The following is a 22304-nucleotide window of genomic DNA, read 5'->3' as shown; positions in this document are numbered from 1 at the left end:
CAAGTCCTCAGACGCAAGCGGCCACCCGAAGGCGGCCGCGATGCAGCGTCATGGTGACGACTGCCACTGCGCACAAGGCGCGATCGTCAGTCCTGCTTGACGAAGATCAGGTCCCAGACACCATGGCCGAGACGCTCACCGCGCTGCTCGAACTTGGTCAGCGGGCGGAAGTCAGGACGCGGCACATAGGGCGCGCTTTCTGCCGGTGCCGTGTTGGTAAAGCCCGGGGCCTCGGCCATTTCCTCTGCCATCGCTTCGGCGTAGTTGGCCCAGTCGGTGGCCATGTGGAAGTGACCTTCCGGCTTGAGCACACGACGCACCAACTCAACGAAAGCCGGCTGAACGATGCGACGCTTGTGGTGCTTCTTCTTCGGCCACGGATCAGGGAAGAACAGCTGGAAGGTATCTGCGCTACCCGCCGGCACACAATCGGCCAGCACTTCCAGTGCATCGTGACGATAGACACGCAAGTTGGTCAGGCCTTGCTTATCTGCTTCATCCAGCAACTTGCCGACACCCGGCGCATGAACTTCGATACCGATGAAGTCCGTCTCCGGATTGGCTTGTGCCTGCTCGCACAGCGACTTGCCCATACCGAAACCAACTTCGATGACCAGCGGCGCACGACGGCCGAAGAGGGCCTCGAGATCCAGTTCGCCTTGCTCGTGACGCAGGCCGAGACGCGGGAATATCTCGTCGAGACCGCGCGTCTGAGCCTGGGTCATACGGCCGCCGCGAATCACGTAACTCTTGATACCACGCTTACGGGCTACGGCTTCATCGGCCACGGAAGGCGTGCCTTGCGCAGCGGCATCTTGAGTCGCAGTGTCAGCATGAGTGGTGTCGGACGTAGCGTCCTGCGGCTTGGTGGTCTCGTCAGTCATGGGATCGTCTTGGTCTTTGCATGAAACGATGCCGGAGCATCGGGTTCGGATTCAGGAACGGAGATGTCATTGCTTCAGCCAGTGATCAGTCCAGCACCCGGTGAAGAAGCACGAGCGGTCAAGCGAGTCGGCATACGGCCGGCGAGGAAGGCGCCGCGACCCGAGATGACCGCCTGACGCATCGCATCAGCCATCATCAGCGGATGGCGCGCGTGAGCAATGGCACTGTTCATCAGCACGCCATCACAGCCCAGCTCCATCGCGAAGGCCGCTTCGGATGCCGTCCCCAGACCAGCATCGACCAGCACCGGCACATTGGCGCGCTCGATGATCAGCGATAGGGTGTGCGGGTTGAGGATGCCAAGGCCAGAGCCGATCAGCGAGCCCAGCGGCATGATGGCGCAGCAGCCGATCTCTTCGAGTTGACGAGCGACGATGGGGTCATCAGAGGTATACACCATCACGTCGAAGCCATCGGCGACCAGCTGTTCGGCAGCCTTGAGCGTCTCGACGACGTTGGGATACAGCGTGTCCTGGTCGCCCAACACTTCCAGCTTGACCAGATTGTGGCCATCGAGGAGTTCGCGGGCCAGCTTGCAGGTGCGTACCGCGTCACGTGCGTTGAAGCAGCCTGCGGTATTCGGCAGGAAGGTGTAACGGCTGGGAGACAGCACGTCGAGCAGGTTCGGCTCATCGCTGTTCTGTCCCAGATTGGTACGACGCACGGCAAAGGTGACGATTTCCGCGCCAGACGTCTCGATGGCCGAACGCGTCTCATCCATGTCCTTGTACTTGCCGGTACCGACCAGCAGGCGCGAGGAAAATTCGCGACCAGCGATAATCATTGGAGCATCCCCCGGCACCTGAGTCATGGCCTGATTCTGGGTGGCGTCACGCGGTGTCTGGGCAGAACTGTCTGTCATGATGACCTCATTGGGCTGGACGTGAAAAGGTGTCGTTCCGGTGGACAGGAAGGGTCAGCCGCCACCAATGGCATGCACGATCTCGATGCAATCGCCTTCCTGCAGGCAAGTGCCGGCGTGCTCACTACGTGGCACGATGTCTTCGTTGCACTCGACTGCCAGTCGTCGTCCCTCAAGACCGAGGCTCTCGACCAGTGCTGCAATGGTGGTGGTCTCTGCTACCACGTGAGCTTCACCGTTGAGCTGTATCTGCATGCTGTCGCTCCCACGAAAAGAGGCCGCTATTGTAGCGGCTTTGCATCGCCAGGCGTAAGCATTGGCGCACGGTGCCTGATGACCACCTCCATCTCTCATTGAAGGAAATACCTCTCATGCAGCGCAACGACTCACATTCTCGCCACTGGTGGCTGGCCATGGGCCTGGCCGGCATGTCTACCGTGGCCCTGGGCGCCTTTGCCAGTCACGGCCTGCGCGGCACTATCAGCCCCGACATGCTGCGCGTCTTCGAGACCGGTGTGCGCTACCAGATGTGGCACGTGTTGGCGGCAGTTGGCGTACTGGCGTGGCGCTCGGTACAGCCACTGCGTGGCCAGATGCTGACTCTGGGCCTCTGGGCGGCCGGAATGCTGCTGTTTTCCGGCTCGCTATATGCGCTGGCGACAACCTCGCGCACCCAACTGGGCATCATCACGCCTATCGGCGGCCTGCTATTGCTGGCGGGTTGGCTGAGCCTCGCCATTACCGGCTGGCGACAGCGCGGTAGCGAGGAAAAGACGCACAACAAACTCTAGGCAGCCCAGTATTCATCCGCCCACATCGCCTAGTCATCACGCTCGGGTAACGCATAGGTCGCAGTCACGATAGCGACGGGGTCCGTATCACCATGACTGAACAGCTCGACCTCGCCGACGGCCAGGCGCCGTCCCAGCTTGCGAATACGGGCGGTCGCCATCAAATCGCGATCCCCTCGCGCACGGCGCAGAAAGTGGATGTTGAGATCGCTGGTGACAGCCATCGGTTCCGGGCCTATTTCGCCTAAAATCGCGACGTAGAGGCATACGTCCGCCAGCGCCATCATCGCAGGGCCGGAGATGCTGCCACCGGGGCGAAGATGCTCATCCTCGATGGCCAGCCCCATGGTCGCCCACCCCTCACCGACGGCCTCGATGGTGCCCATTCGCTGGGGGAAGACATCATCGAGAAAGTCCTCGATCGCAGCAGCGTGCATGACGGGCATGGAGTACTCCTCGACAGAATTGCGATAGCCGGCATGGTGACGCCGTTGTCAGCGTGCATGACGGAGGATAGTGCCGCCAAGGCTAGCGCCAAATGCGAGATTCTGAAATATTCGCCGCGCAAAAAAGCACCACGCGGACTTGTGATTGCTTCTTCTCTGGCGTCGCTCTGACCTGCTCAGAACGGTTTCAACGGGCAAGTGCCCGACACACGAACGGCGACCCAAGAGTCGCCGTTCGTGTCAGTACCATCCCTGATCCCTGGGGATAGCATCTAGCGCCAAACTTCAAAAATGAACGTCAGAGAGATGCAGCAGCCATCGCGGTGGCTGCAGCATCAGCTACGTCAGCGCACCTGTTGCTTTTTCTCGAGACGGCGACGATGCAGGACCGGCTCGGTGTAACCACTCGGCTGAACGCGGCCCTTGAAGACCAGCTCGCTGGCAGCCTGGAAGGCAACCGAGCCCTCGAGGTCATCCGTCATCGGCCGGTAGCTGGCATCATCCGCGTTCTGGCGATCAACCACACCGGCCATACGCGCTAGCGTGTCCTGCACCAGTGCTGTATCGACAATGCCGTGATGCAGCCAGTTGGCAATGTGCTGACTGGAAATACGTAGTGTGGCGCGATCTTCCATCAGGCCGACATCATGAATATCCGGCACTTTGGAGCAACCTGTCCCGTGGTCAATCCAGCGCACTACATAGCCGAGAATCCCCTGAGCATTGTTATCCAACTCGGCCTGAATCTCCTCGGCACTCCACTGAGGGTTGGGCTCCAGCGGAATCGTCAGTAAGTCATCGAGGCTGGCACGCGGACGGCTGATCAGATCGTGCTGCACGTCCTTCACCGAGACCTGATGGTAGTGCAGTGCATGCAAGACGGCCGCAGTCGGCGACGGCACCCACGCCGTGTTGGCGCCAGCACGCGGATGGCCAATCTTCTGCTCTAGCATCGCGGCCATCAGATCTGGCATGGCCCACATGCCCTTGCCGATCTGCGCACGGCCACGCAGGCCACATTCCAGGCCGACATCCACGTTCCACTTCTCGTAGGCCTGAATCCACGCCGAGCCTTTCATATCGCCCTTGCGCAGCATCGGCCCTGCTTCCATCGACGTGTGAATCTCGTCACCGGTGCGGTCCAGGAACCCGGTATTGATGAAGGCCACGCGTGAACTGGCCGCCGCGATACAGCTCTTGAGGTTGACGGTAGTACGACGCTCTTCGTCCATGATGCCCATCTTGATCGTCGCGTTCGGCAGTCCGAGCAATGTCTCAACACGTGAGAACAACTCATCGGCGAAAGCGACTTCCTCAGGGCCATGCATCTTGGGCTTGACGATATAGACGGAGCCAGTGCGCGAGTTGCCGCGCTTCCCCTCGCCCTGAATATCATGGATGGCGATCAGACTTGTAAAGATGGCATCCATGATGCCTTCAGGTGCTTCGCTACCGTCGTCGAGCAGGATGGCCGGATTGGTCATCAGATGGCCCACGTTACGGATGAGCATCAACGAGCGACCGTGCAGCACACGCGGCTTGCCATCGGCACCGGTAAATTCACGGTCTGCATTCAGGCGACGCGTCATCGAGCGTCCGTTCTTCTCGATGGTCTCGGTCAGATCCCCCTTCATCAGGCCTAGCCAGTTGCGATAGACCACCACCTTGTCATCGGCGTCCACTGCGGCGACCGAGTCTTCGCAATCCATGATGGTGGAGAGCGCAGCCTCCATGATCAGGTCACTCACACCGGCAGGATCGGTCTTGCCGATCGCGTGCTCGGCATCAATGACCAGCTCTGCATGCAGGCCGTTGTGAGCAAAGATGATTGAGCCCGGTGCGGACTCTTCACCACGATAGCCGAGGAAACGTTCCGGTGATTTGAGGCTGAGGTCACGTCCTGCGACGCGTACCAGCAGATGACCATCGCGGATCGCGTAACCTTCACTGTCGTGATGGCTGCCACCCGCCAGTGGCGCAATGGTATCCAGCACCTGACGTGCATAGGCCACCACCTTGGCACCGCGCACCGGATTGTAGTCCTTGCCGCGCTCGGCGCCGTCGTCATCGCTTATCGCATCCGTGCCATAGAGCGCATCGTAGAGCGATCCCCAGCGCGCATTGGCGGCATTCAGCGCGTATCGGGCATTCATCACCGGCACGACCAATTGCGGCCCCGCCTGCTGACAGATCTCGCTGTCGACATTGGCCGTGGTGGCTTCGACAGTATTCGGCTCCGGCAGTAGATAACCGATCTCTTCCAGGAAGGCTTTATAAGCAGTGAGATCTACCTTACCCGGGTGCTCGCGGTGCCAGCGGTCAATCTCACCTTGCAGATTCTCGCGAATTTCCAGCAATTCGCGATTGCGCGGTGCCAACTCATGCAGCAGGGCATCTACGCCCGTCCAGAAGGCCGCGGGCGTAATACCGGTGCCCGGTAGCGCTTCCTGCTCGATAAAGCGATGCAGGCCGGCGTCAATGGCCAGGCGTTCAATATGGATGCGATCGGTCATGCGTGTGCTCTCCCTGGAAACAAATAGCTGGAAACGTGAAATTCGTGGAATCGGTCACCTGTGAAATAAGCCAGCTGTACAACGAATCAGCTGTCGAGCGTTTACAGATCACTTCACCATACCCGATGCCATGCCCTTCGAGAGGCCGGGTTTGACCAATGAACAAGAGGCTGAAACCGGATTGCTCATCGACAGAGGGTTTGCCGAGGCTGATGTCGCTCAGCAACGCGCGTGCCATACATGAAGAAACACTGTTCTTTTTATAGCTCGAAGCCGCGTCAGCCGCTAGCATGGCAACATAATGGAGATGACCATGCCCGATTTCAGTGAACTGCTCGACCACGGCCCTTTTATCCGCCTACCTGACATGCTGCCGGGCCAAACGTCCAGCCCACTGGAGCGCTACCTGAGCCATTACGGCCTGGATGCACTGCGCAACGAAGACATCACTGTCCATGCCGGACATCTGGATGCAGGCGGCTTCCAGCTATGGGCCCAGCTGTGGACACCCTCGAAGCCACGCGGCACCATTTTTGTGGTGCATGGCTACTTTGACCACCTCGCACTCTATCGCCATCTGCTGGCACATCTCCTGCAGCAAGGGTGGCAGGTGGCACTGTGGGATCTACCGGGTCACGGGCTGTCTTCCGGTGAGACAGCTTCGATTGACGATTTTGGTGACTACGTTGGCTGCCTGAAGGTCTTCCAGCAATATCTGGAAGCGCGCGATCTGGCGCCCCGCCCCTGGTTTGGGGTCGGCCAGAGTACCGGCGGTTCGGTGCTGGCCACCGATGCGCTGACACGCGGCATGGACTCACAGTGGCGCGGTATCGCGCTGCTCGCACCATTGGTGCGTCCCTATGGTTGGCCGCAGTCACGCTGGCTACACAGCATGGCGCGCCCCTTCATTGACTCCATTCCACGCAAGTATCGTGCGAATACCAATGACGCGGCCTTCTACGAATTCCTCAGCACCAATGATCCGCTCCAGGCTGATCGACTGGCGGTGAAATGGGTAACGGCAATGCGCGCGTGGATTCCACGCATACAGGCGCTACCGCCCTGCCAGCTACCCACGCTCATCCTGCAGGGTGAGCAGGATACAACTGTCGACTGGCAGTGGAACCTTGGGGTATTGGCCAGCAAATTTCCCAATGCGCGTATTTATCGCCATCCCGAAGCCCAGCATCATCTGGTCAACGAGGCGGAGCCGATTCGCACCGTACTCTTTACCGAACTGGATACCTTCCTTGATGCGCTGGCACCCCGTGCAACCAGCACGGAGGAGGACGCGAAGAGAAACAATGATCCGGGAGCTGCGACATGCAACACCTGAAGCGCTGGGAGTATCTACTGACCACGGGCGTGTTGCTTGGGCTGCTGACCGGCTGCATGGGACTGGATCAGGTACCGCGTGCCGAACGCGATCCGATCTATGGTCTCGGCCAGAGTGCCGCACGTCTGATTGCCGAGCAGCCATGGTCACCGCCGCTGGCGCAACAGGTGTTGCTGCTGGCACCGCCCAAGGTAGATGCCATGCTCGACACACAGCCCGGTGCGCTGAACGAGGCTTTAACCCGCGCCCTACTCTCGCTACAGGACGGCCCTCAGGTGCTTAACTGGAACAATGACCACTCGGGTATCGCCAGTCATCAATGGCGTCTCGAGACACTTCTTGAAGCCAGTGGCATCCCGCTGAAGCTGTCAGACCGCACACTCCAGTCTTATCAACTGACATTGACACTCGTGCGCAGTACCGGTGTCGAGCGTAACGAGATACGTACGTTGACGCTGAATGGTGCCTTCGATCAGGCCGCACTAGAGGCACTGGCAAGTACTCGGACAGCACCCTGATTCATCACTTCCTGCGCCGTCTCGCATCTGCTTCATTGCCATCGCCACTGCCCTCATTTTTCGGAGCCCCCATGACCACCGCCCGTCCCCGCCGCTTTCTTGCCCACCTCTATCAGGACGGACCGCATAACCCGTTCCCCGGCATCAAGGCGCTGGAGCGCAGGTTGGGCCATGCCTTGCCTTATCAGTATGGGTCCAACGAAGGCCTCGACATGCCACACCGTGAGTTAGGCGGGGCCCTTGGCAGTGCGCTGGCAGACCTCAGCCGTAGCTACGCCGATGCTGACGCATGGCAGCTGCGTCAACAACTGGCCGAACGCCTGAAGGTGCCTTTCGAGAGCCTGCTGGTGGATGCCGGTGCCGACAGTCTACTGGCGCTGATAATACGCGCCACCGTGACGGCGGGAGAGCGGGTCGTGACCAGTGCAGGTACCTATCCGACTCTCGCCTACTTCGCCCGCGCCCAAGGTGCCGAGGTGATCGAGGTGCCTTACTCGGAAACCTTTGCAGATGCGTCCCATGACGGACAACTGGCACCCGATCTTGCGGCGTTGGCCGCAGCCGCTCATGAACACGATGCACGCATCGTGTATCTGGCCAACCCGGACAACCCCAGCGGCCACCTGCACTCGGATGCGGCGGTTTGCGCCCTGCGCGATGCACTACCAGAGCACTGCAGCCTATTGCTGGACGAGGCCTATCATGACTTCCGAGACGATGCTGCCACAGCCGATAGCACGCCAATGGCTGCAACCTTCCGCCTGCGCACATTTTCCAAGGCCTACGGGCTCGCAGGCTTGCGACTCGGCTTCATGATCGCAGAGCCCGCCGATATCACCATCCTGCTCAAGATGCGGATTCACTACGCGGTCAGTGCGCCAGCGCTAGCGGCGGGCGAACTACTGATGACGCATCCCGAAGAAGCGGCGGCTCATGTCGCGAATGTCATCAAGGTGCGTGAACAACTGGCCGCGCATCTGCGCTCACTTGACGCAGAAGTCCTCTCGAGCGCAACCAACTTCATTTGCGTGCGTCTCAAGAATGCCGAGCTGGCCGCGCAGGTTCAGCAACAGCTGCTGGCTGAGGGCGTATTGATCAACCGTCCGCCGCATCCAGCTCTCGGCCACATACTGCGCATCTCGACGCTTGAGGACAGTTTGGTACCGGGCCGACTGGCACAGCTCGAACGTGCCGTTCAGGAACTCCCCACCCCATGAGCTTGACCAGCGGCATCGCTCGTGCGGCACTCAGCCTGACCATGCTAGGGGCTGCTGTCTGGCTAGTCCCTGCGCTGTGGTTTCGATTACCGGGACCGGAGGCGCTACGTATAAGCATCTCGGGGCTCGTGGCCGTATTGGCCCTACTTTGTGTCGTCGCACTGTGGTGGCCGTCAGCCAGTGCAATACGCTGGCGACTGGCAGGTGGCTATCTGATGCTACTGGTCGCCAGCGTCGCGTGGTGGCACAGCATCACCCCGCAAGCCGATCGCGATTGGGCACCTGAGGTCGAGCACCTGGTCGAGGGGCATGTGATCAAGGGCGGCATCAATACAAGTGGCATCAACAAGACACAGGGCGACATTCTGCATCTTGATCGGGTACGCAACTTCGAATGGCACACGGCACAGGACTTCACACCACATTGGGAGTCACGCGAATATCCACTGGACGAGCTGAGATCGGTCGATCTGCTCACCAGTCATTGGATGGGCCCGCAGATTGCTCACACGCTGGTCAGTTTCGGGTTTTCCGACGGACGCTACCTGACCTTCTCGGTGGAAATCCGCAAGGAGCGTGACGAACAGTTCTCAACGCTGGGCGGCATGTTCAAGCAGTATGAGCTGGCGGTGATTGCCGCAGAAGAAAGCGACATCGTGCGAGTGCGCAGCAATGTACGCGGCGAGGAGGTACATCTGTACCGGGTACAGATGCCACAGGCCATGATTCGCGAACTGCTGCTGGCATATGTGGATGAGTCCGAGGCATTGCACTCTCGACCTCATTTCTACAACACCGCTTTCAGCAACTGCACCACACTGGTCTACGCGATGATGACCCGCCTCACAGACGGCCTGCCACTGGACTATCGCCTGCTGCTCTCCGGCTATCTCCCCGAATATGTCGCAGATCAGGATGCCCTCAGTGATGTCGTACCCTTTGATGCACTGAAGGCCAGAAGCTTGATCAATCCCGCAGCACTGGCAGCAGACCAACAGTCCGCTGGCGACTTCTCACGCTTGATTCGCGAAGGCATTCCCGGCGCCGATCGACCATCTTTCTAGACGCGAACCCTGCTCGTGTCACGCAGAGCGTCGCTCTGGCCCAGTCCCGGGACGCGCAGGATCACGCCCCATCATGCGGTCCAGCTGACGATAGCCGATAGCTTCCATCAGTTGGGCTCGCTGCACTCCCTCCTGTGCAATCAGATCACTCAACGTCAGCGCGACACGTAGTACACGATGATAGGCGCGCGCAGAGAGATTCAGGCGCGACAGTACGCCGGCCAGCCATTGCCGTTCAGCATCATCGAGCTGACAGGCAGCCTCCAGGTCTGGCGTACTTAGATGTGCATTGAGGCCACCCCGTGCCAGCTGCCGCGCACGCGCCGCCAGAACTCGAGCGCGCACCACTTCAGAGCCTTCGCCGGGTGTCGCGGACGTCAACTCTTCGGCGGGTAGCCCCGGCACCTCGACCTGCAGATCGATGCGGTCCAACAGCGGGCCAGACAACCGCGCCTGATAGCGCTGAATCTGGCCCGGCGTGCAGCTGCAGTTACGACGGCTGTCCCCCAGGTAACCACAGGGACAGGGATTCATGGCCGCGACCAGCTGAAAACGTGCGGGAAAGCGACGTTGATGGCTGGCACGAGAAATCAAGATTCGACCGCTTTCAAGCGGCTCCCTCATTACCTCCAGCACTCCACGATCAAACTCCGCCAGTTCATCCAGAAACAACACGCCGTGATGAGCCAATGACACTTCTCCCGGACGTGGCTTGGAGCCACCACCGACTAGCGCCACCCCACTGGCAGTGTGATGCGGCGCGCGGAAAGGCCGCTGACCCCAGCGCTCCATGATCGGTAGACCACATACCGAACGCACGGCCGCCACCTCCAGTGCCTCGTTCTCACCCAACGGCGGCAAAATGCCCGACAGTCGACTGGCCAGCATCGTCTTGCCAGTACCCGGTGGACCTGCAAAAAGCAGGTTGTGGCCTTGAAGACCTACAATGTAGGCTGCCACCATCAACACACGCAGTAACAGAGCTAAGTCATGACCACCGAGCAGCCCAAAGCCCCAGCCATCAAGGCTTACAGCTACCTTCGCTTCTCCACACCAGAGCAGATGAAGGGTGACAGCTTCCGAAGACAGACCAAGCTAGCCAAAGACTTCGCCCAGAAGCTCGGCCTCACATTGGACGATCACAGCTTCCACGATCTAGGTATCTCCGCTTACCAAGGCAAGAACAGACAGACAGGCTCACTAGGGATCTTCCTCCGTGCTGTGGAGGACGAGATCATCGCTGAAGGCTCCTACCTGCTAGTGGAGTCACTCGACAGGATCTCCCGACAGTCAGCCCACAGAGCCGCCAGCGTCCTGAGCAGCATCTGCGAGATGGGTATCAACGTCGTGACCTTGTTCGATGGGAGGGTCTACAGCGCCGAGACCCTAGAGCAAGACCCAATGACCTTCATGATGGCTGTGCTCACCTTCCAGAGAGCCAACGAGGAGTCAGCCACCAAGGCCAAGCGGCTTCGCTCTGTGTGGGAGAGCAAGAGGAAGATGATCGCTGAGGGCAAGCCTGTACGCCTCACCTCTCGCGCTCCTCAGTGGCTCAAGCCATCCGATGACGGTGTGAGCTTCGACATCATCCCTGAGCGTGGCGAGGTGGTCAGGAACATCTTCAAGTGGACACTGGAAGGCACCGGCAAGCAGTCCATCGCTGCGAGGCTCAACAGGGAAGGCGCTCCGATCTTCGGTAGAGGGAAGCTGTGGCATACCAGCTACGTGAGTAAGATCCTCACCAACACTGCCACCTACGGAACACTCACTCCCTTCACCAGCCGTGCCGACAGGAAGGAACACAGGGAAGCCTGTGAGCCAATCGAGGGCTACTACCCAGCGGTGATCGATAGGGAGACCTTCGAGGCTGTCCAGATGCTCAAGGCCAGTGCTTCCCCGAGGAGAGGACGACATTCATCGTCACCAGTACAGAACATCGTTGGTGGCATAGCTGTCTGCCCTCTATGTGATAGCAGGATGATCAGGGTCACTAAGAACAAGGCCAAGGGATGGGTCTACCTCGTCTGCCACCGAGCCAAGCAAGGAGCTGGCTGCGTCTACAACGCTGTGAGAGTGGACATGGTCGAGCCTCTCATCCAAGACAACATCTCCTATATCGCTGCTCAGTGTCCTGTTGGTGATGACGACTTCGATAAGCGCTTCGATGACCTCACTGGGCAGCTCGAAGGTGTCGAGGGACTGATTCACAACATCGTAACCTCTATCGAGAATGGTCTTGATCCAAGCAAGTACCCCGCCATCGGTGAGCGTCTCACTGCCCTACAGGAGCAACAGGAAGCCCTCAAGGAAGAGATCGATCAGATGGGGCAACAAAGGATCAGCTTCAACAATGACGTGGCTCAGAGACGAGCACAGAAGCTAGTAGCAGCAGTGCAGGAGAACTGGGAGGACAAGGCGCAGATCAACACGCTCATGCGTGGGTGCTTCTCCAAGGTGGTCGTCAACTTCACTTCAGGGCTACTGGAGTTTCACTGGCAGCAAGGCGGTGAGGAAACCCTGATCGCTTACACCTTCCTTGATGAAAAATGGGTAGACCCTAGAGAAGCCTCACAGAAGTCACATGAGAGCCACATAGCCTAAGATGAACATACACTCATCGACGTACGTACAGCCCCTCACAAAGCCTGTGTAATCCACTGAGGGGCATGTATATCTATAGGCGCTGTCTCTGGGATGTGTTATCACAAAAATACATCTACCCACTGCTGTTCCCTGATGCAAAAAGCCATCCCTGCGAGTCGTCACAAGGATGGCCAGGATGTTAAGCGGATAGCCCTACTACTGCCGTTCTACAGCTGCCCTACTGCTCAGCCCTTCGCTGTCCTACAGGCACGCTTCACTGATGCCGTTGAGATGTCGAAGTGCTCTGCTGTGGCCTTGATGCTTGCGCTGTTCTCGCTACGCCACTGAGCCACCTGAGCGTCATCGATGGTCTTCTCTCTGCCCAGCGCTCGACCCTCAGTCCTCGCACGTTCGATCCCTGCCATCTGCCTCGCCTTGATGTTGCTCCTCTCCAGCTCAGCCATACCGGCGAGCATTGTCAGCATCATCTTTCCCATGGGCGTTGATAGATCGAAGCCTTCACGAGTCGAGATCACAGCGACTTCCTTCGCGGCCAGCGCTTCGACTGTCTCCAGCACATCGATGGTGTTACGGCCAAGGCGATCAATCGCATAGACCACGACGGTGTCACCCTTGCGCACGTACTGGAGGAGCTTGCTCAGCCCTTCACGTTGCTCTGCCTTGATCGCTCCCGAGGTTGCCTCATCGGTGAACCACGTATCGATCTTGTACTTCTCCTCGATGGAGGCTCGCTGTGTGGCTGTGGTCTGGTCGTCAGTGCTAACGCGCAGGTAGGCGATGGTTGCTGCCATGGTTGGTTACCTTCCTTGGTGGATCACAATCTATGGCTCAATACTATGGGTGGCTCATTGGCATGTCAAACACTATTGATCCATGATGATGGTAACTCCCCAGTGTAGCTCTCAGGGTGTACCTTTTGATCTATGCTGGCGGCAGGGCTGGCGGACGCGACGGACAGAGGGAACACGGCGAGGAGTAGCGAGGCTCTCGGCTTGGCTGGCTAGTGGCTAATCGAAGTCTTTTGTTCTTTTAGGAGAGGAGCAACGAGGCTGGCTGGCTGGAAACTTAGAAAATCCTAAGTTAGCAAGAGGAGCAGCAATGAGGCTGGCTAGTAGGAAATGTGGGAAATCCCATATTCGGTAGCGAGGGGAGCAACGAGGCTGGCTGGTGGCTACTGTGCATATTTGCATAGTTGGCAGTGAGGGAAGCAGCTCAAGGCTGGCGATGAACAAGCACAGTGTCAGGCCATGGGTGGGTGGCTAACGACGAACGAAGGCGGGGCTAACGGGGAAGCTGTGTGCGTTCACCCCCATAGATATCGGCTCAGAGATGTGCGCCAAAAAATAGGCCGGTGCCAACGGTGAGTGAGTCCGTAAGCATCCGACCTAGAGATGTTCGATGTGTTGTTCTGCTGGTGCTGCTGCGCTGATAAAAGGGCGGAAGACCATCAGTTTCTCCGAGCTGCTGCGCTGTGATGCCCGCCATCTGGGGCTAAGAGGCGTCGCTGTGTGAAATCCATGAGAGATCCTGGGCCTTCGCCTTGCCGATTGAGCGAGAGAGCGCGAGTGGTGAGCCTTCAAGGCCGTCTTGAGCCGAGGCTGTTGGCTGTCGCTGTGCTGTCGGTGCGTTGCCGGTGAGTGGTGGGATCACCCAATACCACCTTCCCTCGATGGAGCCTTTCTCTCTGGGCCGAGTGTCAGCCAAGCGAAGCGCTCACTGTTGGACTCACTGAGGGAGGCTCATGAGAGGTATATACATGGAGGGTGATACATCCCACAGAGGCACTAAGAGACAGCTAAGAGGTGAACTAACAGAGGGACTAGTAGAGGGGCTCATAGCTGTACCTATAGATAGGCAAACAGGGGGGGCTTTCTGTTTCCCCCATGAATGGGCACTAATCGCTAGCTCACGTCTCACGGGCGTCTCAGAGGTGGTCTCATAGGCGGTCTCAGCGTTGGCTCAGGAGTGGGTATGCATAGGGATGGTATCGTCCATAGCTAGCTCACAGAGGGGCACACAGGGAGGCTCACAGAGGGGCACAGCGGGAGAGGCGTAGCGCTCTTCTCCATGAATGGGCACGAATCGACAGCCACTGTTATGGCGCTGTGTGGAGCCATGAGAGTTGATCATCCTTACCTGCCCAATCACACCAGTCACGGCATACTGAAGCTCAGAGAGGCGCACAGCCCCTACTGCTTAATCTTGAGTATGAGCACTTCCAGTATTACTGTTCATGTATTTAGTTGCATGATCGCTGCGAGTCACAAAACTAGGACTATCTGGCCGATATGAACTGCCTAGCTCGCCACCCCAATATGTAGCAAATATTTCCAGCTTCTGGTGCAAGCGCGGATTATTATGCATCTGCCTACACTTAATTATATAATCCTTGGAAGCATGCCAGTCATGAATAATACTTCCACGCATATACTGGAATACAAACAACTCATCGATTATATCTTCAGACATAGCGACACACAGTAACTCCATATGATTCAGATACGTGTCCACCATGAATTCTTCTTCAATGTCACGGTTAGATCTGTCACTAACTTTATCTAGCAAGCAAGCTAGGTTCCTTCCCTTCTTGGCATCACGGTAAGCAGCTGCACACTTCAGGAAGGCTGGATCACTCTCAAGCCTATAGAGCACATCGAGGGTGGCTCTTTTCCTAGCCATCCTCCTCTGCCCCCTGAGCATTATCCAAACTCCCCAGAAAGCAAGGGCCGCAGACACAACCACTGCCAACGGCCCAAACTTAGATACGAAATCCATTAAGGTTTCGTGCTGTATAAGAGCCAGCAACTCTTGAAATTGTACTTCAGACACCTTTGCGTTCTTCGATAATGATAAACATACGTGACTCCTATTAGGTATTCTTAAGTAAATGTAGCTCACGTCTTACTTTTCCACAACTAAGGATCATCCTACTTCACTCGGCAGCCTCAGGTCTAACCATATATACCAACTTTTTTAGCAATGCTTACAACTTGTTGATTCAAAACGCTTCTCATGTAGGTCTCCAGACACATAACGCTAGCAGGTTGTGGCCGCCAGCCGCAGCAATTTCCAACGCACGCCGTGCCTGATGCTGGCCACGTACCTCGCTGAGGTCCGGCTCCGGCAATCGCGCCTGAGGGGTCACCGCACACACATGCGGCGTGATGCGCTCACGTCCGAGCAAGTGCGCCACCAGCTCCAGCAAGTGCCCTACTGCCAGCACTTCGAGTTTGTCTGCCAGCGCCGCTTCGTCCGCATTGGCCTTTGGCACCACCAGCGCGCGACCCGCTCTGCGACAGCATAGCGCTGCGGGTAGCACGCCCGTCACGGGGCGAATACTGCCATCCAATGCCAACTCACCAAGGCATTCAAGCTGTGCCACCGCTTCTTCAGGTATCTGCCCGGACGCCACCAGAATGCCGAGCGCGATCGGCAGATCAAAACGGCCGCCCTCCTTGGGTAGGTCAGCTGGTGCTAGATTGAGAGTGATGCGCCGTGCTGGAAACTCGAACCCCGCATTGAGCAGCGCACTGCGAACTCGCTCACGACTTTCTTTCACTGCGGTCTCCGGTAGCCCGACTATCGTCAGCCCCGGCAATCCATTCGAGAGGTGCACCTCAACCTGCACCTCTGGCGCCTCGAGACCGAGCGATGCTCGCGTGCGTAGCATGGCCAATGACATGAGCCTTCCCTTGCGTGATGCCGTCGCAACGTTGCGCGGCGAGAGCGAAGCAGGGCATGAGCCCTCCGAGATACCGGGACACTTGCATCACCCAGCCTCACAAGCATGGCAAAGCTCATGCTGATAGGAATCCTGTTGACTCAACGCTAGCCAACTCAGTGCATGACACACACCCAAGGCCTGCTTTCACCAGCGCCAAGCATGCCAAGCAGGCGACTTTCTCATGTGCATCACTCTGTATCGCTCATCGTTAACGTAAATCATCTTACGACTGTAAATATTGCAGTTACTCGATACGTAATGAATAATCCTCACAGGGATAACATTACATAAAGGGTAAATCATCATCGTTTCCAGTGCTTAAATAGCCGTCAACTCATCCCGATAACAGCCTGTCATATCGATGCACATGCTGAATTCGCAATCAGCACATCAATCGGATAGCAAAAACCAAAAATCAACGAAAGACCAAAATAGGCTTTCCCCACCGAAGAGCCCTACGCCCACTGGCCCAGCGCATGCGATGACATCAGTACTGCTAGCGACCAGATAGTGAAAAATGAGGCTTTCCTTCCCATGCAACTTTTCTCTCTACCGTGCGACGCTCGAACGCATTATTTGCCATATCGAGAAAATTCGGTGAGTTGCGAAGGAAAAATGCACCACGACAGTGCCTGCCACGGTATCTACTGGTATATTTGACCGGCTGATCTGACCGTATGGTCAGGTAAGCCGCCAAGCTGTCTCATGGAATGCCACTCAAGAGTGGCAGAGAAACGTCCAACCCACGGAAAGGGCCAGCCATTCAGGACAACTTCGGCTTGTTTCAGGAGTAATACCCATGCAAGACATGCTTGCCCCGCTGGCATCCTTTGCTGATGTCATTGGCATGCTGGGCACCACCTTGGTAGTCGGTGCCTTCTTCATGTTGCAGATAGGAAAACTCGATTCCCGCAGCCTGACCTATAATCTGATGAACCTGAGCGGTGCAGTCCTGCTGCTGCTCAGTCTGTGCATCAACTTCAATCTGGCGAGCTTTGTGATCGAGATTTTCTGGATTGTGGCTTCGATAGTGGGGCTAGTGCGCTGGAGGCTGAGTGCGCGTCCGCAAATTGCCTAGCGGAAGAGGCCATCCATGGATATGAAAAAAGCCGCCACACCTTGAGGTGTGGCGGCTTTTTTCATGCTGAACGTCTCGTGACGTACCCAAGCTATCAGGCGTCGCGCTGGCGCTCGACATCCGCAGCGTAGCTAGCACTTTCATCATCCGCAACAGACAACTGACTATCTTCATCTGCGGTGCTATCGGTGGCTACCAACCCCTGCTTTTCCAGCAGGGCTTCTAACGCAATGACCTGCTTTTCCAGCGACTCAACCCGACTACGGGTACGTGTCAGGACATCCATCATGATGTCGAAGTCTTCTCGCGACACCAGCTCCATACGATCAAAAGCACTACGCATCACGCCCTGCACAGACTTCTGCAGCTCCTCCGGACCATGAGAGGCATCCTGCAAGCGCTCACCAATTTGCTGGGCCATCCGACCGATGACGTCATTCTTGAACATGCTTCACCTCAGACGTTGCGTGTCGATCGCCCGATGCCGCCAGGGTCGACGCGATAAAAAAGGCACTCCTTCAGATATGGAGGCGCCGGCTCTTGCTACAAGGATACGCAACCCGCTCGCAAGTCGCATGTTCGTGACAAAGAACCTTTCCTCAACCCTCCTGCGAGATCGCCTTGCACCATATTAGCGCTACCCCCTACATCGAAAGGCGCAATAAAAGCACCAAAACAGTGCGCACTGAATGACATGCCTATTCAACCCTTTTTTCATTGGCTGAGTAGTGCGAGACGCTTTAGATGCAACTGAATGAGTTAAAAGGCCTTTTCATCAGATGGCACGTCTCCTGCGATGCACTTGGCAAGAGCAGGTTCTTCAGACAGATCATTTAGGTAGCGAACGGGGGCAGCACATGAAACTGATCACCGCCATCATCAAACCCTTCAAGTTGGACGACGTGCGTGAAGCGCTGGCAGATAACGGCGTACAAGGCATTACCGTCACCGAGGTGAAGGGCTTCGGTCGGCAAAAAGGGCATACCGAGCTCTATCGCGGCGCTGAATACGTCGTCGACTTCCTCCCCAAGGTCAAGATTGAAGTGGCAGTCGATGACAGCGATGCAGAGAAGGTGTTGGACGCCATTACCCAGGCGGCCAACAGCGGCAAGATTGGCGACGGCAAGCTGTTCGTGACTGCGCTGGATGATGTCATTCGTATCCGTACCGGTGAACGCGGCGCCGACGCTGTCTGACCCCCGCGCACAATAATAAAGGAGAATCCCGCATGAACGAGATCATCGAGGTCAAGTACGCACTTGATACCTTCTACTTCCTGGTCTGTGGCGCACTGGTGCTATGGATGGCTGCCGGCTTCGCCATGCTGGAAGCTGGCTTGGTACGCGCCAAGAACACCACGGAAATTCTGACCAAGAACGTGGCACTGTTTGCCATCGCCTGCACCATGTACATGGTCGTTGGCTATCACATCATGTACTCGAGCCCTGAAGGCGGTTTCTTGCCGAATCTGGGCTTCTTGATCGGCGCCGAGAATACTGCCGAGGAGGCCCTCGCTTCCGGTGGCGACATTTACTACAGCGCCCGCTCCGACTTCTTCTTCCAGGTCGTGTTCGTGGCGACCGCCATGTCCATCGTCTCCGGTGCCGTTGCTGAGCGCATGAAGCTGTGGGCCTTCCTGTTGTTCGCCGTGGTCATGACCGGATTCATCTACCCGGTGCAGGGCTACTGGACATGGGGCGGTGGTTTCCTGAGCGAGGCTGGTTTCAGCGACTTTGCAGGTTCCGGCATCGTGCACCTTGCAGGTGCCTCTGCTGCACTGGCTGGCGTCCTGCTGCTAGGCGCACGTCAAGGCAAGTACGGCAAGAATGGCGAGATCAATGCCATTCCGGGCTCCAATCTGCCACTGGCGACACTGGGTACCTTCATTCTGTGGCTGGGATGGTTGGGCTTCAATGGCGGCTCCGAGCTGGTACTGTCCAATATCGATGAGGCCAACGCGGTGGCCCAGGTCTTCGTCAACACCAATGCTGCTGCCTGTGGTGGTGTTATCGCCGCCCTGGTGCTCGCTCGCCTGTGGTTCCGCAAGGCGGATCTGACCATGGCCCTCAATGGTGCGCTGGCTGGCCTCGTCGCCATCACCGCTGGCCCGCTGACACCGAGCATTGGTGCAGCCACCCTGATCGGTGCCATTGGCGGCATCCTGGTCGTCTTCGCCATCGTCGGTCTCGACAAGCTGAAGATCGATGATCCGGTCGGTGCCATCTCCGTACACGGAGTCGTTGGCCTGTGGGGCCTGATGGCCGTGCCGCTGACCAATCCCGATGCCACCTTCTCTGCACAGCTGCTGGGCGCTGCTACCATCTTCGGTTGGGTATTCATCGCAAGCTTGGTGGTCTGGCTGGTCATCAAGATCACCATGGGGCTGCGCGTCACCGCAGAAGAAGAATACGAGGGTGTGGATCTGGCAGAATGTGGCATGGAGGCCTATCCGGAATTCACCTCCAGCCGCAAGTAACTCAGGATTGATACTTGAGCGCACCAAAAAGACTCCCGCCATATGGCGGGAGTCTTTTTTACTGATCGGATAAGCGGTGTATGCTTGATCCATAGGCTGGCGTGACGAACAGGTGTCGTCACCAGCACCATCACCAAGGAGAGACACGATGAAACTGGTCACTGCCATCATCAAGCCATTCAAGCTCGACGACGTGCGCGAGTCCCTGTCGGAGATCGGCGTGCAGGGTATCACCGTGACCGAGGTCAAGGGATTCGGCCGTCAGAAAGGGCACACTGAGCTATACCGTGGTGCCGAGTACGTTGTCGACTTTCTTCCCAAGGTAAAACTCGAAGTCGCGGTAGACGACACCATGATCGATACAGTCATCGAAGCCATCACCAATGTGGCCAATACTGGCAAAATTGGCGACGGCAAGATCTTCGTGTCACCGCTGGAACAGGTCATCCGCATCCGTACCGGCGAAACCGGCAAGGACGCTGTCTGATACCACGCTCCCAGAGCACATTTCCGTGCTCTGGGACTTCAAGACGCGGTGGATGCTTCAAGGCACGAAAAAACCGCAGGCCATTGGCCTGCGGTTTTTTTATCGCTATCGCTCAGATGACTTCCAGAACTTCACATCTCGGCGATCATCCATAGAGCATCATTTTTCAACAAAGGCACGTTCGATCACATAATCACCCGGCACGCCCATCTTCGGTGAGATGGCAAAGCCGCGGGTATCCAGCATCGCACTGATATCGTCGAGCATTGCCGGGCTACCGCAGATCATGGCGCGGTCACGCTTAGGATCCAACGGCGGTAGACCGATGTCCTCGAACAGCTTGCCGCTTTCTACCAGGTCAGTGATACGCCCCTGATTGCGGAATTCCTCACGCGTCACGGTCGGGTAGTAGATCAGTTTTTCCGCGATATCTTCGCCAAGATATTCGTGCTTCGGCAGCTCTTGCGCGATCACATCGGCATAAGCCAGTTCAGAGACGTGGCGCACACCATGCATCAGAATGATCTTGTTGTAGCGCTCATAGGTCTCCGGGTCCTGAATGACGCTCAGGAAGGGCGCAAGGCCCGTGCCGGTGGAGAACAGGTATAGGTTCTCACCCGGCAGCAGATCATCCAACACCAGCGTGCCTGTCGGCTTGCGAGACACCATGATCTGGTCGCCCGGCTTGAGGTGCTGCAGACGAGAGGTCAGCGGGCCGTCCTGCACCTTGATGGAGAAGAACTCCAGATGCTCTTCGTAATTCGGGCTGGCGATCGAGTAAGCGCGCATCAAGGGCTTGCCTTCGACTTCCAGACCGATCATCACAAACTGGCCGTTCTTGAAACGCAGGCTATCTTCACGCTGTGTGCGGAAGCTGAATAGCGAGTCGTTCCAATGATGGACGTCAATGACTTCTGATGTGGTCAGGCTACTCACTTGATGCCTCCCGGGGCGTTGCCCCTCAAATTCAATATTCTCTATTGGAATAAACAAATAACAGCTTATGACCCAATGAACTATGCGACGATTGTAGTCATTTCCGGGTTATGCGTTAAATGGTTTATCTGGATATAGGTTATCTATTCTATCAATATTGGTTGCGAATGAATCTTATTTCAACCTTGTGCCTGCAATAAACATCCTGTCGTGACGATTTTTCGCGTTGCGCCCGTCATCACTCCCCCTGCATCCATGCGCCATAGGAGGCCAAATGCGCTACAGCCTGCGTCAGCTGGCCGTCTTTGTCGCCGTAGCTCGCCACGACAACGTATCGTTGGCCGCCGAAAGCCTCGCCATGTCCCAGTCAGCCGCCAGCACATCACTGGCTGAGCTGGAACGCCAGTTCAATTGCCGACTGTTCGATCGCCTCGGCAAGCGGCTACGTCTGAATGGCTTGGGCCGCGAGCTACTCCCCAAGGCCATCGCGCTGCTGGATCAAGCAGAGGAACTTGAACAGTTACTCGGGCAACAGGATGCGACCGGCTCACTGGAAATTGGCGCCACACTGACCATCGGCAACTATCTCGCACCGCAGATCATCGGAAGTTTTCTGACTGACCACCCCGCAAGTCGCGTCGAGCTGCACGTACACAACACCCATCAGCTGATAGACAAGCTAGTGAACTTCGAGCTCGATATCGGCCTGATAGAAGGAGAGGTAGAACATCCGCTACTGGAGGAGGCGCACTGGGTCAGCGATAGACTGAGCATCTTCTGTGCACCTTCGCATCCGTTGGCACAGGGACTGACGCAGGGACTGTCCCAAGAGGGCATCACCCTGGACCGGTTACTCGCCGCACGCTGGATCATGCGAGAGCGAGGGTCTGGCACGCGCAGCACCTTTGAGCAGGCTCTGCGCCCTCACCTTGCTGGCCCCTCGACCAGTGTTGCTCAGCGACTCGACATCATGATGGAGCTGGAGCACACCGAGGCCATCAAGCGCGCCGTAGAAGCAGGGCTGGGTATCGGATGCATCTCACGTCTTGCCCTGCGTGACGCTTTTCATCGCGGCAGCCTGATCGAGCTTCCCACCCCTTGGTTAGCGCTGACTCGCGCCTATCGTTTCGTTCATCATCGTGACCGCTTCATTACTCAAGCCATGCGTGAGTTTGTCGCGAGCTGCCGAACACTGAGCGGCTCTGCCTCACGCAGCGACGAGATCGTGCTACCCAAGGTGCCGTGAAAACATGCACTCTGTCGAGAGTGACCACTTACACACAAAATACCGCCGGGCGATTTCCGAC

Annotated in this window: 20 protein-coding genes and 2 pseudogenes; 11 read left to right on the top strand and 11 right to left on the bottom strand. The window is 57.4% G+C overall.

Features of this window, described 5'->3' with window-relative positions:
- Positions 1-86 precede the first annotated feature (86 nt).
- The 3 genes from trmB to thiS all read right to left on the bottom strand — a co-directional run bounded on the left by trmB (position 87) and on the right by thiS (position 2062).
- The gene (gene trmB / locus GQR90_RS00420) at positions 87-884 is read right to left on the bottom strand and encodes a tRNA (guanosine(46)-N7)-methyltransferase TrmB (protein WP_158772429.1); all 798 of its coding nucleotides are present in this window, start codon (positions 882-884) and stop codon (positions 87-89) included.
- A 74-nt stretch (positions 885-958) separates the two neighbouring features.
- Positions 959-1756, bottom strand: a complete 798-nt coding sequence (locus GQR90_RS00415) for a thiazole synthase (RefSeq protein ID WP_158775196.1) — start codon at positions 1754-1756, stop codon at positions 959-961.
- 105 nt (positions 1757-1861) lie between these two features.
- Positions 1862-2062 carry a sulfur carrier protein ThiS gene (gene thiS, locus GQR90_RS00410; protein ID WP_158772428.1) on the bottom strand — a complete coding sequence of 67 codons (201 nt, stop codon included), beginning with the start codon at positions 2060-2062 and terminating at the stop codon, positions 1862-1864.
- 116 nt (positions 2063-2178) lie between these two features.
- On the opposite strand from thiS, the gene GQR90_RS00405 reads away from it, so the two are divergent.
- A complete protein-coding gene (locus GQR90_RS00405; protein WP_158772427.1) occupies positions 2179-2598 on the top strand; it encodes a DUF423 domain-containing protein in 420 nt (139 codons plus the stop codon).
- Positions 2599-2627: 29 nt separating this feature from the next.
- On the opposite strand, the gene GQR90_RS00400 is transcribed toward GQR90_RS00405, so the two are convergent.
- Together GQR90_RS00400 and GQR90_RS00395 are read right to left on the bottom strand one after the other, a co-directional pair.
- On the bottom strand, positions 2628-3044 hold the full coding sequence (locus GQR90_RS00400; protein ID WP_158772426.1) for a PaaI family thioesterase: 417 nt from the start codon (positions 3042-3044) through the stop codon (positions 2628-2630).
- Between the two features lie 344 nt (positions 3045-3388).
- Positions 3389-5557: a malate synthase G gene (locus GQR90_RS00395; RefSeq protein WP_158772425.1), complete on the bottom strand. Its 2169-nt coding sequence runs from the start codon at positions 5555-5557 to the stop codon at positions 3389-3391.
- Positions 5558-5870: 313 nt separating this feature from the next.
- Between GQR90_RS00395 and GQR90_RS00390 the strand changes: the two genes are divergently transcribed.
- From GQR90_RS00390 to GQR90_RS00375, 4 genes are all read left to right on the top strand, one after another.
- Positions 5871-6893, top strand: a complete 1023-nt coding sequence (locus GQR90_RS00390; RefSeq protein ID WP_158772424.1) for an alpha/beta hydrolase — start codon at positions 5871-5873, stop codon at positions 6891-6893.
- Positions 6881-7411, top strand: coding sequence for a hypothetical protein (locus GQR90_RS00385; protein ID WP_158772423.1), 531 nt, complete (start codon positions 6881-6883; stop codon positions 7409-7411). The genes GQR90_RS00390 and GQR90_RS00385 overlap by 13 nt, the downstream gene beginning before the upstream one ends.
- Before the next feature lie 71 nt (positions 7412-7482).
- Positions 7483-8628, top strand: a complete 1146-nt coding sequence (locus tag GQR90_RS00380; protein ID WP_158772422.1) for a pyridoxal phosphate-dependent aminotransferase — start codon at positions 7483-7485, stop codon at positions 8626-8628.
- Positions 8625-9692, top strand: a complete 1068-nt coding sequence (locus GQR90_RS00375; protein WP_158772421.1) for an Lnb N-terminal periplasmic domain-containing protein — start codon at positions 8625-8627, stop codon at positions 9690-9692. Before GQR90_RS00380 ends, GQR90_RS00375 begins: the two co-directional genes overlap by 4 nt.
- 18 nt (positions 9693-9710) lie before the next feature.
- Here GQR90_RS00375 and GQR90_RS00370 read toward each other — a convergent pair.
- Positions 9711-10628: pseudogene (locus GQR90_RS00370) on the bottom strand (YifB family Mg chelatase-like AAA ATPase); the annotation flags it as partial.
- Between the two features lie 54 nt (positions 10629-10682).
- Between GQR90_RS00370 and GQR90_RS00365 the strand changes: the two are divergent.
- A complete protein-coding gene (locus GQR90_RS00365; RefSeq protein WP_158772419.1) occupies positions 10683-12293 on the top strand; it encodes a recombinase family protein in 1611 nt (536 codons plus the stop codon).
- A 227-nt stretch (positions 12294-12520) separates the two neighbouring features.
- Here the strand turns inward: GQR90_RS00365 and GQR90_RS00360 are convergent, their stop codons facing one another.
- From GQR90_RS00360 to GQR90_RS00350, 3 genes and pseudogenes are all read right to left on the bottom strand, one after another.
- Positions 12521-13087 (bottom strand): recombinase family protein, encoded by a 567-nt coding sequence (locus tag GQR90_RS00360; RefSeq protein ID WP_088743563.1) that lies wholly within the window; start codon positions 13085-13087, stop codon positions 12521-12523.
- A 1405-nt stretch (positions 13088-14492) separates the two neighbouring features.
- Positions 14493-15125, bottom strand: a complete 633-nt coding sequence (locus GQR90_RS00355; protein WP_158772418.1) for a DUF4760 domain-containing protein — start codon at positions 15123-15125, stop codon at positions 14493-14495.
- 208 nt (positions 15126-15333) lie between these two features.
- A pseudogene (locus GQR90_RS00350) lies at positions 15334-15978 on the bottom strand (magnesium chelatase domain-containing protein); the annotation flags it as partial.
- 841 nt (positions 15979-16819) lie between these two features.
- Between GQR90_RS00350 and GQR90_RS00345 the strand changes: the two are divergent.
- Positions 16820-17098 carry a CBU_0592 family membrane protein gene (locus tag GQR90_RS00345; protein ID WP_199269450.1) on the top strand — a complete coding sequence of 93 codons (279 nt, stop codon included), beginning with the start codon at positions 16820-16822 and terminating at the stop codon, positions 17096-17098.
- A gap of 94 nt (positions 17099-17192) precedes the next feature.
- On the opposite strand, the gene GQR90_RS00340 is transcribed toward GQR90_RS00345, so the two are convergent.
- The gene (locus tag GQR90_RS00340) at positions 17193-17546 is read right to left on the bottom strand and encodes an accessory factor UbiK family protein (protein ID WP_158772416.1); all 354 of its coding nucleotides are present in this window, start codon (positions 17544-17546) and stop codon (positions 17193-17195) included.
- A gap of 409 nt (positions 17547-17955) precedes the next feature.
- On the opposite strand from GQR90_RS00340, the gene GQR90_RS00335 reads away from it, so the two are divergent.
- The 3 genes from GQR90_RS00335 to glnK all read left to right on the top strand — a co-directional run bounded on the left by GQR90_RS00335 (position 17956) and on the right by glnK (position 20061).
- On the top strand, positions 17956-18294 hold the full coding sequence (locus GQR90_RS00335) for a P-II family nitrogen regulator (RefSeq protein ID WP_158772415.1): 339 nt from the start codon (positions 17956-17958) through the stop codon (positions 18292-18294).
- A gap of 32 nt (positions 18295-18326) precedes the next feature.
- On the top strand, positions 18327-19574 hold the full coding sequence (locus GQR90_RS00330) for an ammonium transporter (protein ID WP_158772414.1): 1248 nt from the start codon (positions 18327-18329) through the stop codon (positions 19572-19574).
- Between the two features lie 148 nt (positions 19575-19722).
- Entirely contained in the window at positions 19723-20061 is a 339-nt protein-coding gene (glnK, locus tag GQR90_RS00325; RefSeq protein WP_158772413.1) for a P-II family nitrogen regulator, read from the top strand.
- A 159-nt stretch (positions 20062-20220) separates the two neighbouring features.
- Here glnK and GQR90_RS00320 read toward each other — a convergent pair whose 3' ends face one another.
- Entirely contained in the window at positions 20221-20997 is a 777-nt protein-coding gene (locus tag GQR90_RS00320; RefSeq protein ID WP_158772412.1) for a ferredoxin--NADP reductase, read from the bottom strand.
- Between the two features lie 274 nt (positions 20998-21271).
- On the opposite strand from GQR90_RS00320, the gene GQR90_RS00315 reads away from it, so the two are divergent.
- On the top strand, positions 21272-22243 hold the full coding sequence (locus GQR90_RS00315; protein WP_158772411.1) for a LysR family transcriptional regulator: 972 nt from the start codon (positions 21272-21274) through the stop codon (positions 22241-22243).
- The last annotated feature ends 61 nt before the right edge of the window (positions 22244-22304 follow it).

The organism is Cobetia sp. L2A1 (genome assembly GCF_009796845.1).
Taxonomy (GTDB): Bacteria; Pseudomonadota; Gammaproteobacteria; order Pseudomonadales; family Halomonadaceae; genus Cobetia.
This window is presented reverse-complemented; position numbering and strand designations above follow the sequence as displayed.

What these genes read in the sequence shown, in the direction of transcription:
- GQR90_RS00385 (WP_158772423.1), top strand. Translation starts at nt 6,881, where the DNA reads ATGCAACACCTGAAGCGCTGGGAGTATCTACTGACCACGGGCGTGTTG.
- thiS (WP_158772428.1), bottom strand. Translation starts at nt 2,062, where the DNA reads ATGCAGATACAGCTCAACGGTGAAGCTCACGTGGTAGCAGAGACCACC.
- trmB (WP_158772429.1), bottom strand. Translation starts at nt 884, where the DNA reads ATGACTGACGAGACCACCAAGCCGCAGGACGCTACGTCCGACACCACT.
- GQR90_RS00345 (WP_199269450.1), top strand. Translation starts at nt 16,820, where the DNA reads ATGCAAGACATGCTTGCCCCGCTGGCATCCTTTGCTGATGTCATTGGC.
- GQR90_RS00400 (WP_158772426.1), bottom strand. Translation starts at nt 3,044, where the DNA reads ATGCCCGTCATGCACGCTGCTGCGATCGAGGACTTTCTCGATGATGTC.
- GQR90_RS00375 (WP_158772421.1), top strand. Translation starts at nt 8,625, where the DNA reads ATGAGCTTGACCAGCGGCATCGCTCGTGCGGCACTCAGCCTGACCATG.
- GQR90_RS00330 (WP_158772414.1), top strand. Translation starts at nt 18,327, where the DNA reads ATGAACGAGATCATCGAGGTCAAGTACGCACTTGATACCTTCTACTTC.
- GQR90_RS00315 (WP_158772411.1), top strand. Translation starts at nt 21,272, where the DNA reads ATGCGCTACAGCCTGCGTCAGCTGGCCGTCTTTGTCGCCGTAGCTCGC.
- GQR90_RS00390 (WP_158772424.1), top strand. Translation starts at nt 5,871, where the DNA reads ATGCCCGATTTCAGTGAACTGCTCGACCACGGCCCTTTTATCCGCCTA.
- GQR90_RS00405 (WP_158772427.1), top strand. Translation starts at nt 2,179, where the DNA reads ATGCAGCGCAACGACTCACATTCTCGCCACTGGTGGCTGGCCATGGGC.
- GQR90_RS00335 (WP_158772415.1), top strand. Translation starts at nt 17,956, where the DNA reads ATGAAACTGATCACCGCCATCATCAAACCCTTCAAGTTGGACGACGTG.
- GQR90_RS00360 (WP_088743563.1), bottom strand. Translation starts at nt 13,087, where the DNA reads ATGGCAGCAACCATCGCCTACCTGCGCGTTAGCACTGACGACCAGACC.
- GQR90_RS00380 (WP_158772422.1), top strand. Translation starts at nt 7,483, where the DNA reads ATGACCACCGCCCGTCCCCGCCGCTTTCTTGCCCACCTCTATCAGGAC.
- GQR90_RS00340 (WP_158772416.1), bottom strand. Translation starts at nt 17,546, where the DNA reads ATGTTCAAGAATGACGTCATCGGTCGGATGGCCCAGCAAATTGGTGAG.
- GQR90_RS00415 (WP_158775196.1), bottom strand. Translation starts at nt 1,756, where the DNA reads ATGACTCAGGTGCCGGGGGATGCTCCAATGATTATCGCTGGTCGCGAA.
- GQR90_RS00395 (WP_158772425.1), bottom strand. Translation starts at nt 5,557, where the DNA reads ATGACCGATCGCATCCATATTGAACGCCTGGCCATTGACGCCGGCCTG.
- glnK (WP_158772413.1), top strand. Translation starts at nt 19,723, where the DNA reads ATGAAACTGGTCACTGCCATCATCAAGCCATTCAAGCTCGACGACGTG.
- GQR90_RS00365 (WP_158772419.1), top strand. Translation starts at nt 10,683, where the DNA reads ATGACCACCGAGCAGCCCAAAGCCCCAGCCATCAAGGCTTACAGCTAC.